At 72.9% G+C, this 14546-nt stretch carries 5 protein-coding genes; 2 read left to right on the top strand and 3 right to left on the bottom strand.

Annotated elements, in window-relative coordinates; translation table 11 throughout:
• Positions 1–3 precede the first annotated feature (3 nt).
• Positions 4–7770, bottom strand: a complete 7767-nt coding sequence (locus OHA64_RS44700) for an amino acid adenylation domain-containing protein (protein WP_405622955.1) — start codon at positions 7768–7770, stop codon at positions 4–6.
• Positions 7767–9074 carry a cysteate synthase gene (locus OHA64_RS44695; RefSeq protein WP_405622953.1) on the bottom strand — a complete coding sequence of 436 codons (1308 nt, stop codon included), beginning with the start codon at positions 9072–9074 and terminating at the stop codon, positions 7767–7769. Before OHA64_RS44695 ends, OHA64_RS44700 begins: the two co-directional genes overlap by 4 nt.
• A gap of 507 nt (positions 9075–9581) precedes the next feature.
• Here OHA64_RS44695 and OHA64_RS44690 point away from each other — a divergent pair.
• Both OHA64_RS44690 and OHA64_RS44685 read left to right on the top strand, forming a co-directional pair.
• A complete protein-coding gene (locus OHA64_RS44690; RefSeq protein WP_405622952.1) occupies positions 9582–10532 on the top strand; it encodes a thiamine pyrophosphate-dependent enzyme in 951 nt (316 codons plus the stop codon).
• A gap of 1 nt (position 10533) precedes the next feature.
• The gene (locus OHA64_RS44685; RefSeq protein ID WP_405622951.1) at positions 10534–12846 is read left to right on the top strand and encodes a 2-oxo acid dehydrogenase subunit E2; all 2313 of its coding nucleotides are present in this window, start codon (positions 10534–10536) and stop codon (positions 12844–12846) included.
• 41 nt (positions 12847–12887) lie between these two features.
• Here the strand turns inward: OHA64_RS44685 and OHA64_RS44680 are convergent, their stop codons facing one another.
• On the bottom strand, positions 12888–14474 hold the full coding sequence (locus OHA64_RS44680) for a PH domain-containing protein (RefSeq protein WP_405622950.1): 1587 nt from the start codon (positions 14472–14474) through the stop codon (positions 12888–12890).
• Positions 14475–14546: the final 72 nt, after the last annotated feature.

Raw genomic sequence — 14546 nt, 5'->3', positions numbered from 1 at the left:
GAGTTACCTCCACTCGCTTCCGAACTCGGCTTCGAGTTCGTCGATCTCTGCTTGGGACAGGGACACCAGGGGCAGGTCGGACGGGGTGTGCCCGCCCGCCCGGGTACCGTCGGCCAGGGCGGCCAGTTCCTCGCACCACAGGTCGGCGAGGGCGCGCACGTCACCCTCCGACCAGATGCCGGGCGCCCAGGACCAGGTGGCGGCGAGTCGGCCGGCGGCGTCGGTCACGGCGGTGATCTCCAGACCGTGCGCCACGGGCAGGCCCGGGTCGTGGGCAGCGCCCAGCGGGGACAGCCCGGGAAGTTCTTCGGGCGCCGTCGACCAGTCGTCGGTCGGCTCCGTGGGCGTGCGGCCCAGGTAGTTGAAGCCGATCTGCGGGACCGGGAGCGCGGCGAGGGCCGGTCCGGTGGCGGGGTTGAGGTGGCGGAGCAGGCCGTGGCCGATGCCGTGGTCGGGTACGGACCGCAGCTGTTCCTTGACGCGTTTGAGGACGTCGGCCGGGTCGTCGAGGTCGACGCCGGCGAGGTCCAGCCGGGCGGGCACGACGCTCGTGAACCAGCCGACGGTCCGGGACGGGTCCACACCGTCGGCGATCTCCTCGCGGCCGTGCCGCTCGATGTCGAGGAGCAGAGCCGGGTGGCCGTCTGCCGGGCGTCGCCGGCGGACGAACGCGGCGGCCAGCCCGGCGAGCAGCACGTCGTCGGGTCCGGCGTGGAAGGCCGCGGGCACGGTGGTGAGCAACAAGGTGGTGGTCTCGGCCGGGAGTTCCCGGGTGAGGTGACGCATCGCGCCGGCCACGTCCCGTGCCGGGTCCAGCCGCCGCGCCCCGAGCTGCGGGTCGGGCGCGGCCAACTGCTTCCGCCATACGGCCAGTTCGGCCACCCGCGTCGGCGTATCGGCCTCACTGCGCAGCAACCGGGCCCATTCCCGGAAGGAGGTGCCCGGCATGGACAGCTTCTCCTCGCGCCAGGCGGCGGCCATGTCGGAGCGCAGCAGGCTCCAGGACACACCGTCCACGGCCAGGTGATGGACCGTCAGCAGAAGGCGGCCGGGGCGGCCCGGTCCGGCGTCCAACCAGACAGCGTCCAGCAGCCTTCCTGCTTCCGGGCGTAGGCCGGGAGCGGTGTTGCCCAGCTTTTCCACTGCGGGCGCGAAGTCACCGTCCGGCACCTCGATCCGCTGCAACAGGGCGCTCGCGTCGACACTTCCGGGCGGTGGGACGGTCGCCGTCCGGTCGGCGGCAGTGAGCCGCATCCGCAGGGCGTGGTGGTGGTCCAGCAGGGCCTGGAGTGCGGTCGTCAGCCGCTTCTCGTCCGCGTCGGCGGGGGTGACGAGCAAGGCCGCCTGGCTGAACGAGTCGATCGGACCGCCTCGGTCGAGGAAGCGGTGCATGGCCGGAGTGAGAAGCAGCTCGCCCACCGCCTCCTCAGGCTCCGCCTGCCGTGCGGAGGCCGGTCGGGCGGCTGCCAGTGCCGCGAGCCCGGCGACGGTCCGCTGTTCGAAGACATCACGCGGAGTCAGCCGCAGTCCCTCGGTCATCGCTCGGCTCACCAGGTGAATCGAGGTGATGCTGTCACCGCCGAGGTCGAAGAAGCCGTCGTCGGCACCCACCTCGTCCGGCGGGACGTCGAGGACGTCGGCGAACAGCTTCCGGAGGGTCTCCTCCTGCGGGGTGCGGGGCGCCGTCCGTCCCGGAGGGGTATCCCGGTCCGCGGGCGGCCCGGGCAGGGCGGTGCGGTCCAGCTTGCCGTTCGGCGTCATGGGCAGGGCGTCCAGCACCACGACGGCCTCGGGGACCATGTGCGCGGGAAGGTGGCGGCCGGTGTGCGCCAGGAGTGCGGCGCGGTCGGCGGCGGTGCCGGGTGCGGCGACGACGTACCCGACGAGGCGCCGGATGCCTGCCGTGTCCTCACGTACCGCCACCGCGGCCTGGGCGATTCCGGGATGGGCGGCGAGTACGCCCTCCACCTCGCCGGGCTCGATCCTGAGCCCTCGGATCTTCAACTGGCCGTCGGCCCGCCCCCGCAATTCCAGGACCCCGTCGGCGCGGCGCACGGCCAGGTCACCCGTGCGGTACATACGCTCGCCCGCCGGCCCGAAGGGGTCGGCGACGAACCGTTCGGCGGTCAGCCCGGGCCGACGCCAGTAGCCGCGAGCCACATGGGCGCCGGCCACATACAGCTCGCCCTCGATCCCGACCGGTACCGGGTTCAGGTGGGCGTCCAGCACATAGGCCCGGGTGTTCCACATAGGTCGGCCGATGGGCACCGGACCGGTCGGAAGGGCCTCATGGGGCTCGATGCGGTGGTCGGTGCAGCCGACGGTGAGTTCGGTGGGGCCGTAGTGGTTGATCAGCCGGATGTCCGGGTGGTCGTGGCGCCAGGCGCGCAGGGCCTCGCCGACCAGCGCCTCGCCGCCCAGCATGAACTCCTGGGCGGGCGAGAGGTCGTGCGGCAGAGCGGGCAGCAGCGGGAGATGGCTGGGGGTGGCCTTGAGGAAGGTGTAGCCGTCGGACAGGGACGCGGCGCCCGCCTCGTGGAACGCGGCGATGTGAACGCGACCGCCGGCGGCGAGCGCCCCGTGCAGGGTCGTCACGGTGGCGTCGAAGGACATGGTGGCGTGCAACAGCGAGGCACCGCGCAGGCTCGGGTACGCCTCGACGCACCGGGCCACGTACGCGGTGAGGTTGCGGTGTTCCACGACGACACCTTTGGGGCGGCCGGTGGTACCGGAGGTGTAGATCAGATAGGCGGGGTCTGCGGGGCGGGCCATGCTGAGGGGCAGGTCCGGGTCGTCCGGGGTGGCGTCGGGGTGGACGACCGGCACGTCGGCGGGGATCCGGTCCCGGGCGACCACGCACACGGGGGCCGCGTCGGAGAGCAGGTGGGCGGTGCGCTCGGCGGGATGCTCGGGGTCGAGCGGCAGATAGGCGGCGCCCGCCTTGAGGACGGCGAGCACCGCGACCGCCAGGTCCACGGAACGGGGCAGTGAGAAGGCGACGGTCTGCCCAGGACCGGCGCCGTGCGACACCAGCGTGCGCGCCAACCGGTCGGCTCGGGAGTCCAGTTGGCCGTAGGTGAGCGAGGTCTCCGCGTCCGTCACCGCGACCGCGTCCGGGCTTTCGACGGCGCGTGCCTCGAAGAGCCGGGGGAACGTGGTCTCCGGGATCTCCCGTGTCGTGTCGTTGAACTCGGCCAGCAGACGGTGGCGTTCGTCCGGGGCCAGGATGTCGAGTGCGCCGATCGTCCGGCCCGGATCGTCGACCGCGGCCCGCAGCAGTCTCTCCAGACGGGCGGCCAGCTCCTCGGCGGTGCGCCGCTCGAAGAGATCGGCGCTGTACTGGAGGACGCCCTCGATGCCGTCCGGCGCGCCGTCGGACGTGCGGCACTCGCCCAGGTTGAACGTCAGGTCGATCTTCGTGGCGCCGGTCTCCACGGGCACCGTCCGCGCCTCGAGGCCCGGCAGGTCGAGGCGGGCGGCGACGGTGGGGCGGAAGGCGAGCATCACCTGGAAGAGCGGGTGCCGGGCGAGTGTCCGGGGCGGGTTGAGGGCCTCGACCAGGTGCTCGAAGGGCAGATCCTGGTGTGTGTAGGCGGCCAGGTCGGTGTCCCGGACCCGGTCCAGCAGGTCCCGGAAGGTCGGGTCGCCGGAGGTGTCGGTGCGCAGGACCAGGGTGTTGACGAAGCAGCCGACCAGGTCGTCGAGCATGTCGTCGGAGCGGCCGGCGACCGGGGTGCCGAGCGGGATGTCGGTGCCCGCACCCAGCCGCGTGAGCAGGGCGGAGAGTGCTGCCTGTACGACCATGAACACGGTCGTGCCGCTCTCGGCGGCCAGTGCGCGCAGGCGTCGGTGCAGGTCCGCGTCCAGCCGGACGGGAACGTCCCCGCCACGGTGGGTGGCACGGGCGGGCCGAGGGCGGTCGGCGGGGAGCGTCAGCTCGTCGGGGATCCCATTCAACGCCCCCTTCCAGTAGGTGAGTTGCTGTTCGTCGAGCCGGCCGATGACGTCGCGCCGCCAGACACTGTGGTCGGCGTACTGCACGGGCAGGGGCGACTGCTGTGGCGGCTGCCCCACGAACCTGGCCCGGTAGGAGGTGGACAGGTCGTGCAAGAGGGGCGCGAGGGACCACCCGTCGGCGGCTATGTGGTGGAGGACGAGCAGGAGTACGTGGTCGTCGGCGCCGAGGGCGAGGAGGTGGGCGCGCAGCGGAAGGTCCTCGGCCAGGTCGAATTCCCGGGCCGCCAACTCGACGAGGCGATAGGCCAGTTCGGCCTCGGTGACGTTCTCGACGGTCAGCCCGGGCCGCGCGGAGGCGGGCCCTAGGAGGAGTTGACTCGGAATGCCGTCGGTGTCGGGGTAGACGGTGCGCAGGATCTCGTGGCGGGCGACGAGGTCGGCGAGCGCGGCGCGCAGGGCGTCCGCCTCGAGGGGGCCGCCGGTGAGCCGTAGCGCGAGCGGGATGTGGTAGGCGGCTCCGGCGTCTTCCAGCCGGTGCAGGAACCACAACCGCCGCTGCGCGGACGACAGGGGCGGCTCCCCGACGCCCGTCCGTGCGGTCGGCCGGGGGATCGCCGGCCGCACGGCCGACCCTGTGGTCATCGACCGGGCCAGCCCGGCCGGAGTCGGTGTCCGGAACACCTCACGCAACGTCGGTTCGGCGCCGAGGGCGCTGCGGATCCGTCCGATGAGCCGCAGGGCCAGCAGGGAGTGCCCGCCGAGGGCGAAGAAGCTGTCGTGGGGTGAGACGTCCGGCAGGCCCAGGACGTCGGCGAACAGGGCGCACAGCAGCTCCTCGTGCGGGGTGCGCGCGGCGTCGGCACGTGCGCTCGCCGAGACCGGGACGGGCAGTGCGGCCCGGTCGAGTTTGCCGTTGGCGGTCAGCGGCAGCCGGTCCAGGATCACGAGGGCGGAGGGCACCATGAAGTCGGGAAGGTGTCCGGCGAGATGGTCGCGCAGGCCGCCCGGGTCCGCCGCGTCCCCGACGACGTACGCCACCAGGCGCGGGTCCCCCGGACGGTCCTCGCGGACCAGGGCGAGCGCCTGGGCGACCTCCGGGCGGGCTGTGAGGGCCGCCTCGATCTCGCCGGGCTCGATACGGAACCCGCGCAGCTTGACCTGGCCGTCGGCTCGGCCGTGGTACTCCAGTTCGCCGTCCGGTGTCATCCGGACGCGGTCGCCGGTGCGGTACATCCGATCGCCCGGCGGCCCGTACGGGTCGGCGACGAACCGTTCGGCGGTCGCGGCGGGCCGGCCCAGGTAACCGCGGGCCACGCCGGGGCCGGCGACGTACAGCTCGCCCACCGTGCCGCGCGGAACGGGCTGGAGGGCGCCGTCGAGCACATGGGCGCGCATGCCGTCGAGGGGGCGGCCGATGGGCAGCGGGTCAGGCACCGGCGCACCCGAGGGGCAGGGGCGGCTGGTGGCGAACGTCGTCGTCTCGGTGGGTCCGTAGCCATCGGTGACCGTGAGCTGCGGGCACGCTTCCAGAACCCGGCGTACCGCGGCGGCCGGAACGGCCTCGCCGCCGGTCCACACCTGCCGGAGCCCGGCGAAGCAGCCCGGGTCCTCCTCGGCGGCCAGCCGGAACAGCCCGGCGGTCAACCACAGGGCCGTCAGTTCATGACGTGTCGTCAACTTCCTTACGGCGGAGGCGTCGACATCCCGAGCGGCATCGGCGACCACGGCGGTGCCGCCGGTCAGCAGCGGTACCCACATCTCGTACGTCGAGGCGTCGAACGCCGTCGGCGAGTGCACGAGGACCCGGGTGTGGGCCCCGTCGGCGAACGCCGAGTCGGTGGCGAGGGCGGTGATGTCCTGGTGGGTGACGGCCACACCCTTGGGGGTGCCGGTGGAGCCGGACGTGTGGCTGACGTAGGCGAGTTGGGCGGGGTGCGGACGGACGCCCGGGTCCGTGTCCGCCTCGCCGCCGAGGGTCGGATCGTCGGCGGCGACCGGGACGACGCCCTCGAAGGTCTCGGTGGGCGCGGTGTCGGTCAGGAGGAGGGCGGCGCCGGTCTCGGCGAGGATCCGCCGGGTGCGGGCGGCCGGGGCGCGCGGGTCGAGGCCCACATAGGCGCCGCCTGCCTTGAGCACGGCCAACAGCGCGGTGACCAGGGTGTCGGACCGGTGCATCAGGACCGCGACCCGGTCCTCGGCCCGTACACCGAGGTTCAGCAGCCGGTGGGCGAGGCGGTTGGCGCGCTGGTCCAACTCCCGGTAGCTGACGCCGCGTTCGCCGTACACCACGGCCGTGGCGTCCGGGTGGGCGGCGACACGGGCCGCGAGGAGTCCCGGCACGGCCATGGCTGCCGCGCTCACCGGAGCACCGTCGAGATGTGCCGCCGCACGCTCCTCGGGCAGCGCCGTCACCACCCGGCCGACCGGGGCTCCGGGCTGTCCCACGGCGATCGCGAACCGCTCCAGAAAGTGAGCGAAACGCCGGTGGTGGGCGCCGAGTTCGGCATCCGTGTAGTGCTCGGGACTCGCGTCCAGATCGATGCGTACGCCGTGGCCGTCGGCGCGGTCGTACACGTTGACGGCGAGGTCCTCGACCGGGCCGGTGGACAGGTTGTGGCGGGTGGTCCGGTGTCCGGCGAAACGCAACTCCGGCCCGAACGCCATGATGTTGACGACCGGCCCGAAGAAACGCCGGCCGTCGTGCGGCCACTCCAGGTCCCGGCGCAGGTCCTCGCCACGGTGCCGTTGCCGCGCCAGCAGGTCGCGGGTGGCCCTCGCGGTCTGCCGTACGAGGTCGTGGGCGGGTGTGTCGGGACGTACCGTCAGCCGTAGCGGGAGCACGTTGGACGCCATGCCGGGGACGGCGAGTTCGGTGTCGCTCGCCCGGGCGGTGACGGCGAGGCCGAGCACTACGTCCGAGGCTCCGGTGAGCCGGTGCAGGTAGGCGGCGGTGGCCGCGAGGACGACCCGCGACCAGCGGGTGCCGGTGCGTTCGGCGGCGGCGTGCACCGACTCCCCCGCCGCTTCCGGGAGATGACCGGTGCGGCGGTGGAAGCGGTCGGCGACGCGCGGTGGCCGGGCGGACAGGCTCGGTGGCTCGGGGCGGTCGGCGAGGGCGCGGGTCCAGTGGTCCCGGTCCGCCGTGTGCCGTTCGGACACCCGGTAGGCCGCATCCTCGGCGACCAGCGCGGCGAGGGACGCGGGTGGCGGCGCGGGGGTCTCACCGGCGACGAGAGCGGTGTAGGCGTGGGCCACCCGGCGCGCGACGAGGGAGCAGCTGTAGCCGTCGACGGCGATGTGGTGGTAGCGCTGGTACCAGATCCAGTGATCGTCCGCGAGCCTCAGCAGGGCGTACCGGAAGAGCGGGGCGCGGTCGAGCGCGAACGGGGTGGCGAAGTCCTCGGCCATCCAGGCCTGGGCCGCCGTCCACGCCTCCGCGGCTCTTCGAGATCCGGCGGCGCTTCGGGGCCCGGCGGTGTTCCGCGGCCCGGCGGTGTTCCGGGGTCCAGCGGGGCTCCGGGGTCCAGCGGTGCTCCGGGGTTCGGGGTCGCCGGAGACGTCGACGACGGGCAGGTCCCACTCCGGAGCGTCCTCGACGATCTGTCGGACGGTGTCGTCGTCCGCCGCGAAGCGGACTCGCAGGGTGTCGGTCGCGTCCACCACCGCCCGCACGGCCGCCCGGAGGAGCGCGGGATCGACGGGGCCGTGGATCTCGGTGTACTCACCGACGTTGTAGGCGGCCCCGGCGGGGTCGAGCCGCTGGCCGAACCACATCGAGCGCTGGGCGGCGGACAGCTCCAGTACGACGGTCATCGGCCCTCCGTGACGGCAGCGGCGCCCGTCAGCATTCGTTCCACCTGTCGGGCGACACAGCGCGGACCCTCGTCGCGGCCGGGCCACGCCACGCGCAGCCACGGTTCGGCGGGGACCAGGGCGATGTCCTGGGCCTGACGGGCCCGGCCGCCGCCGGTGATGTTGAGGAGCACCAGTTCGTCCCGTCGGACCTGCCCGGTCCGGGCGGCGTCGGCCAGGGCGGCCAGTGCGACCCCGGCGCCCGGCTCGATGTCGATGCCCTCGACCTCCTCGAACAGGGCCAGGGCTGCGAGCGCGGCCTCGTTGTCCGTACATCGCACGTCGCCGCCGCTCTCGGTCAGCACGTCACGGACACCGCCGCGAACGGCGAACGGCGGGCGGCGGTTGGTCAGTTCGCGGGCCAGCGGCTCGTGTTCGCGATGTGCCGGGACCGGGACCGGGGCCGGGTCGGCAGAGCGCCAGGCGTCGTACAACGGCGCGAAGGGCGCGTTCTGACACATCAGCAGGCGCGGCAGCGGCTCACCGTGCGCGCGGACGCGACGCGCCGCCTCGTGGGCGCCGATGGCCCCCGTACCGCTGCCGACGGCCTGGACATAGCTCTCCGGAAGTCGCCCGAGAACCTCGGCGGCGGCCAGCATGACGGTGCCCAGGCCGTCCCGGCGGCCGACGTTGCGCGAACCGCCCTCGGCGTGATGGCCGGGGAGCGCTGCGAGCAGTTCGGCGCAGGCGATGGCGTCGCTGTAGGTGGCGGCGCCGTCGAGGACCACGAGACGTACGCAGGGGTCCAGCGGTGCGGGAAAGCGCATCCGCTCCAGGGCCGGGGCGGGCACGACGAGCAGGCAGTGCACGCGGTGAAGGGTGGCGGCCCAGGCGAAGGCGGCGGCGGTGTTGCCCGCCGACGGGATGACGAGGACCGGCGGCGCGGCGGGCAGCCGGCCGAGCACCGTGTACGCCTCCAGGTCCTTGAAGGTGCAGGTCGGCAGCTGCGCCCCGCGTTCCGGCCAGTGGCCGGAAAAGGCGACCCACAGTCGGTCGAGGCCGATGCGGCGGCCGAGTCGTTGGGCGCGGTGCACGACCGGGCCCGGCACGTCCGGGAAGGTCCGCGTGACCGGCAGCAGCGGGGCATGTCGGAACAGTCCGGTGCCGACACCGGCTTGGGCGCCGGTTCCGTCGTACTCGGTACGCAGGAATGCCGGTTCGTGCCGACGGGAGCAGTCGAGGACGAGTCCGTCATCCTCGTAGCGGGTTCCGCATGAGGAACAGACAACCGTGTAGTGACGTGTTCCCGGGCGTACTCGGGACATCTTTCCTTGCCTTCCGCAGTGCCGCGTTTCGCTGACCAATTGGAACCGGGCGGGCGGAACGAGTGGGTGACTCTGGAATTACCTTTTCCTGAACGCAAGTTGACACGCACCCACTGTCACCTCACCTACCTGCGGAATGTTCAGGTCCGCTTCATCTCCTCTTATCGGTGCGGTGGTTGAGAAAGCGTCAGATCCATAGAACATCCAAGGCGCACTCACCGTTCACGAAAGGTTGACGGGAAAATGATGGATACGCCGACGCATACGGCTGCCAAGGACGGGGAAGACGGCTCCACTTGGCTTCCTTCATCGGTTCCGGTTACCTTTCTTGCACCAAATCGGTCATCGAATCAGTCATCGTCTCCGTCATCGAATGGCAAAATTCTGGAATTCGACTCGTCGGACAACGAGAAGCGGGAGCCGGAGCGGGAGCGTGAACCGGAGCGGAAGGAGATCCGGACCTACACCGCCCCGTCGCCGGACGTGCTGTTGGCGGCGTACCGGAAGATGGCCATCGGACGCCGCTTCGACGAGCAGGCGACGGCGCTCGCCCGGCAGGGACGGCTCGCGGTCCATCCGTCCAGCCTCGGGCAGGAGGCGTGTCAGGTCGGCGCCGCCCTCGCGCTGCGGGCCACGGACTGGTTGTTCCCCACCTACCGCGACTGCGTCGCGCTGATCAGCCGTGGGATCGACCCCGTCGAGGCGCTGACCCTGCTGCGCGGCGACGCCCACTGCGGCTACGACCCCGTACGGCACCGCACCGCCCCCCAGTGCACCCCGCTGGCCACACACACCGCGCACGCCACCGGGCTCGCCCACGCCGAACACCTCAAAGGCACGGACACGGTCGCGCTCGCGCTCGTCGGTGACGGCGCCACCAGCGAGGGCGACTTCCACGAGGCCGTCAATCTGGCGGGCGTGCTGCGGGCCCCCGTGGTCTTCCTGGTGCAGAACAACGGGTACGCGATCTCCGTACCGATGTCCGGCCAGTGCGCGGCACCGAGCCTGGCGTACAAGGGAGTCGGCTACGGCGTTCGCTCGGAGCAGGTCGACGGCAACGACGCGGCCGCCGTCCTCGCGGTGCTCGGCACTGCCGTCGAGAACGCGCGGGCGGGCGGCGGGCCGTGGCTGGTCGAGGCGCACACGTACCGCGTGGGCCCGCACACCAGCGCCGACGACCCGTCCCGCTACCGGCCCGCCGCCGAGGCCGAGGACTGGCGGGGCCGCGATCCGATCGCCCGGCTGGAAACGGCGCTCGTCGAGCGCGGCCTGCTGACCGACGCCGACGTCAAGGCCGTGGTCGCCGAGGCGGAGGAGTACGCCGCCGAGGTACGCGAACGGCTCTCCGTGGACCCGGCCCTGGACCCCCTGGGCCTCTTCGACCACGTCCTCGCCGCGCCCACCCCCCAGCTGTCCGCTCAACAGACGTTGCTGCGGGCCGAGTTGGAGGATCACTGAGATGGCGGCCGACATGACGATGGCGCGGGCCCTCAACACCGCCCTGCGGGACGCGCTCGACGCGGACGACCGGGTGGTCGTCTTCGGCGAGGACGTCGGCCGTCTCGGCGGCGTCTTCCGGGTCACCGACGGTCTGAGGGACGCGTTCGGCGACCGGCGCTGCTTCGACACACCGGTGTCCGAGGCCGGTATCGCCGGGCTCGCGGTCGGCATGGCGATGGCCGGGTTCCGGCCCGTGGTGGAGATGCAGTTCGACGCGTTCGCCTACCCTGCGTTCGAGCAGATCGCCTCCCACATCGCCAAGATGCGCAACCGTACCCGGGGCGCCCTGCCCCTGCCGCTGGTCGTCCGCATCCCCTACGGCGGCGGCATCGGCGGGGTCGAGCACCACAGCGACTCCAGCGAGGCGTACTACGCGCACACCGCGGGCCTGAAGGTGGTGACCCCGGCGACGGCCGAGGACGCGTACTCACTGCTGCGCGAGGCGATCGACGATCCGGACCCGGTGGTCTTCCTCGAGCCCAAGCGTCACTACTGGACCAGGGAGAACGTCGAACTCCCTGTCCGCACGGCGCCGTTCGGCACGTCCGCGGTCCGCCGCGCCGGGCGGGACGTGACGCTGGTGGCCTACGGCCCGTCGGTCGCCGTGGCCCTGGAGGCCGCCCAGCGGGCGGCGGCCGAGGGCCTGGACGTGGAGGTCCTGGACCTGCGCACCCTCGTCCCGCTGGACGACCGTACGACGGCCGCCTCGGTGCGACGGACCGGCCGATGCCTGGTCGTCCATGAGGCCCAGGGCTTCGCCGGCGTGGGCGCCGAGATCGCGGCGCGGGTCCAGGAGGAGTGCTTCGATGCCCTGCGGGCGCCGGTGTTGAGGGTCACCGGTTTCGACATCCCCTATCCGCCACCGCTGTTGGAGAGTGCCCACCTGCCCGGCGTGCAGCGGGTGCTCGCCGGTCTGCGCCGACTGGTCCCCTCCGACGCCGAACGACCGTCTCGACGCGTCAACTTGGCACGGTCCGCGCGGGCCGCGACCGGCCGGACGTTCCGACTGCCGGACCTGGGTGAGGGGCTCGCGGACGCCGAGGTGCTGGAGTGGAAGGTCGCCGTGGGCGACAGCGTCGAGCACGACCAGGCGGTGGTCGAGGTGGAGACGGCGAAGTCCGCTGTGACGTTGCCGAGTCCCTACGCCGGGGCGGTGACGGCCCTGCACTGCGCGGAGGGCGAGGTCGTACAGGTGGGGGCACCGCTGCTCACGGTGACGGGAGCGGACGCGGGCGGGGAAGCCGACTCGGATGCCGCACTCTCGGAACGGGAAGCCGAGTCGGGTGCCGAACGCACAGTCGGGAAGGACGTCCCGCGCGCCGAACCCACCATCAGGAATGCCGACGCCGACGCCGAACTCACCGTTGAGAAAGCCGAGTCGGATGCCGAACTCACCGTTGAGAAAGCCGACCCGGGCGCCGATCCCACGCTCCGGAACGCCGCCTCCGCCGATCCGCACACGGTCACGGCGGCCGGCTCCGGTGCCGTGCTCACCGGTTACGGGACCAACGCCGCGCAGCGATGGTCCCTGGCAGCGACGAACGGAGTCGGGGGTGGCGCCCGCGCGGGAGCGGGCGGCGGGACCACCCCGGCAGGCGACCGGCGTCGCCCGACCGGTGCCGTCGAGGCACAGACGCGCGTCCCCCTGGACGCCTCCGCCGAGAAGTTCGTCCGCGGTCACCGGGACACCCCCGCCGTGACCATCTGGGCCGACACGGACGCCACGGGCCTGCTCGCCGCCCGGGACCGCCTGGGCATCGGGCTGCTGCCGTTGCTCGCTCGGGCGTGCCTGACCGGGCTGGCCGCCTTCCCCGAGCTCAACGCCCGGGTCGACGCCGAGCGCGGGGAGATCGTCCGCCCACCAGGGGTGCACCTCGGTATCGCCGCGCAGACCATGAACGGTCTGGTCGTGCCCGTCGTCCGGGACGCGGGGCGGTTGTCGCCCGACGACCTCACTGCCGAACTGCGGCGCCTGACCTCCTTGGCCCGCCGGGGCACGCTCCCCTTGGAACACCGCACCGGCGGCACGTTCACCCTCAACAACTACGGCGTCTTCGGAGTCGACGGCGCCACTCCGATCCTCAACCATCCACAGGCCGCGATGCTCGGCGTGGGCCGCCTCCTCGACCGTCCCTGGGTGGTGGACGGCCGCCTGGAGGTGCGCAAGGTGGTCCAGCTGTCGCTCACCTTCGACCACCGGGTCTGCGACGGCGGCACCGCGGCCGGCTTCCTGCGTCATGTCGTCGACGGCATCGCCGCACCGACCGGGTGAGGCGTCCGACGATCGACCACCGCGCCCGTATACCCGCTTCCTCAGGAGTGGGACGACCACGTCCGTCCACCGGGCGGCGGCGTGACACGGCGCGACGGCAGGGCCGGGCCCAGTTCGCGCAGAATGCGGGTGAGGTCGGCCGGAGCGGCCGTGAGGCGGATCGGGGTGCCCGCTTCGTCGAGTTCGGCGATGTGCCAGCTTCTGGGGACGGTGTCGCCGTCACTGCCCCGGGGACGCCGCACGTTCCTGACGATGAGCCGTTCCACGGGAATCGGTTTCGCCGCGAACCGGTCCGGCCCGGGGTGGGGCGTCACCGCGGGCGGACCGCCGCCGCCGAGGACGATGTGGGTGCCGAAGCCGTACGGGTTGTAGTCGGTGTGCTCCAGGAAGCGGGCGGCCAGGAACACCTCCTCGTCGTCCGCTTCGGCCGGCTCCTCGGACGTACCGGACCCCACGGGCGTACGGACGCGGGTGGCGCGCCAGGCCCGGACGAGGAGGGCCGAGGTGGCGAGTGCCCCCGCGGCCGTCCAGGAGATCGCCGTGGGAGAGCTGAGCAGGGTCGTGGGACGGAGGTAGCACAGCGGCAGCAGCCACAGCGCTGTACCGACGAGCGCGCCCGCGAACGGAAGCGCCGAGGGGAGAACCTCGTCGTCGGGCAGCCGACGCCCTCGCAGGCGCAGCAGTGCCTGGGCCGCGGGGTAGCCCGCGGCGAGGGCGAACCCGGCCGCGAGGACCGCCACGTCCCCGGCGCCGGTGATGTGCTCGCGCCACACATGGCGTGTTCCGGCGACCTCCCTGACCTGACCGCGCCAGAGGGTCAGTTCGACCTTGTCGCCGGGCCGGAACTCGCGCGCGGCCTCCCGTGAGACCCCGAGCCGCTCCAGCGGCCGGCTGTCGGAGAAGTACAGCCAGCTGGACCGCTTGGGCCGGTGGACCTCGGTGCGGGCGATCACGGCCGGCCGGGTGCTCAGGCACTCCCCGCGCTCAGGGTCGGGCGTCTCGGCGGTGCACGGGGCGGCGGACCTCCACTCCCGCTCCTGAGACGCGGTGTGCGGCACGAACCAGGCGACCACGGCGGCGACCGCCAGCAGCAGCACACACAGGCTCAGAGACCTGGCCCAGCCACGGCCGGCGGTGCGGTACGAGATGACGGGGACATGACTTGACTCCGGGGTTCCGTGACGGCGGTGCAGTGCGCGCAGCGCGGCCAGCTTCGTGTCGAAGTCCGGGTCGTCGGGGGTCCAACTGCGGGGCAGGGGCAGGAGCTGTTCCCGTCCGTCGCGCAGCACCAGGCTGACCCCTCGGGTCTCCTGGACCCGGGGGGTGTTCGCGTACTTCAGGCGTACGCGCAGGTCGGCGATGTCGGGCCAGGACACGCTGCTGCGGCGCAGCAGCGTCCGCCGGCGCAGGCCGTACGCGTCGGCGTCCACCCGCGCGGTGACCGCGTGCAGCGACACGACGCCCACCAGGGCGAGCAGTGTGCCGACGCCCGTCCACACGTCCGGGAGCCCGCCCCGGTACGCCGTGCGCGCGGCGGCCAGGACCGCCCCCGCCGCCCCGACCCCGACGAAACACCACAGGGTGCGCTTGTAATGGGCACGGCACCTCACTCCCCCGTCATCGGTCATGGCCAGGATCCTGTCACCGGCAGGTCTGCGGGGGCATGTGCGGAATCCGGCAGCTTCGGGACCGGCAACGCT

The sequence above is a fragment of the Streptomyces sp. NBC_00076 genome (genome assembly GCF_045041235.1).
Taxonomy (GTDB): domain Bacteria; phylum Actinomycetota; class Actinomycetes; order Streptomycetales; family Streptomycetaceae; genus Streptomyces.
The sequence above is the reverse complement of the archived record's forward strand: the minus strand, read 5'-3'. Positions and strand labels throughout refer to the sequence as shown.

Bases quoted from the DNA above. Each gene is read 5' to 3' on its own strand.
- OHA64_RS44680 (WP_405622950.1), bottom strand. From the start codon at position 14,474: ATGACCGATGACGGGGGAGTGAGGTGCCGTGCCCATTACAAGCGCACC.
- OHA64_RS44685 (WP_405622951.1), top strand. From the start codon at position 10,534: ATGGCGGCCGACATGACGATGGCGCGGGCCCTCAACACCGCCCTGCGG.
- OHA64_RS44700 (WP_405622955.1), bottom strand. From the start codon at position 7,770: ATGACCGTCGTACTGGAGCTGTCCGCCGCCCAGCGCTCGATGTGGTTC.
- OHA64_RS44690 (WP_405622952.1), top strand. From the start codon at position 9,582: ATGGCCATCGGACGCCGCTTCGACGAGCAGGCGACGGCGCTCGCCCGG.
- OHA64_RS44695 (WP_405622953.1), bottom strand. From the start codon at position 9,074: ATGTCCCGAGTACGCCCGGGAACACGTCACTACACGGTTGTCTGTTCC.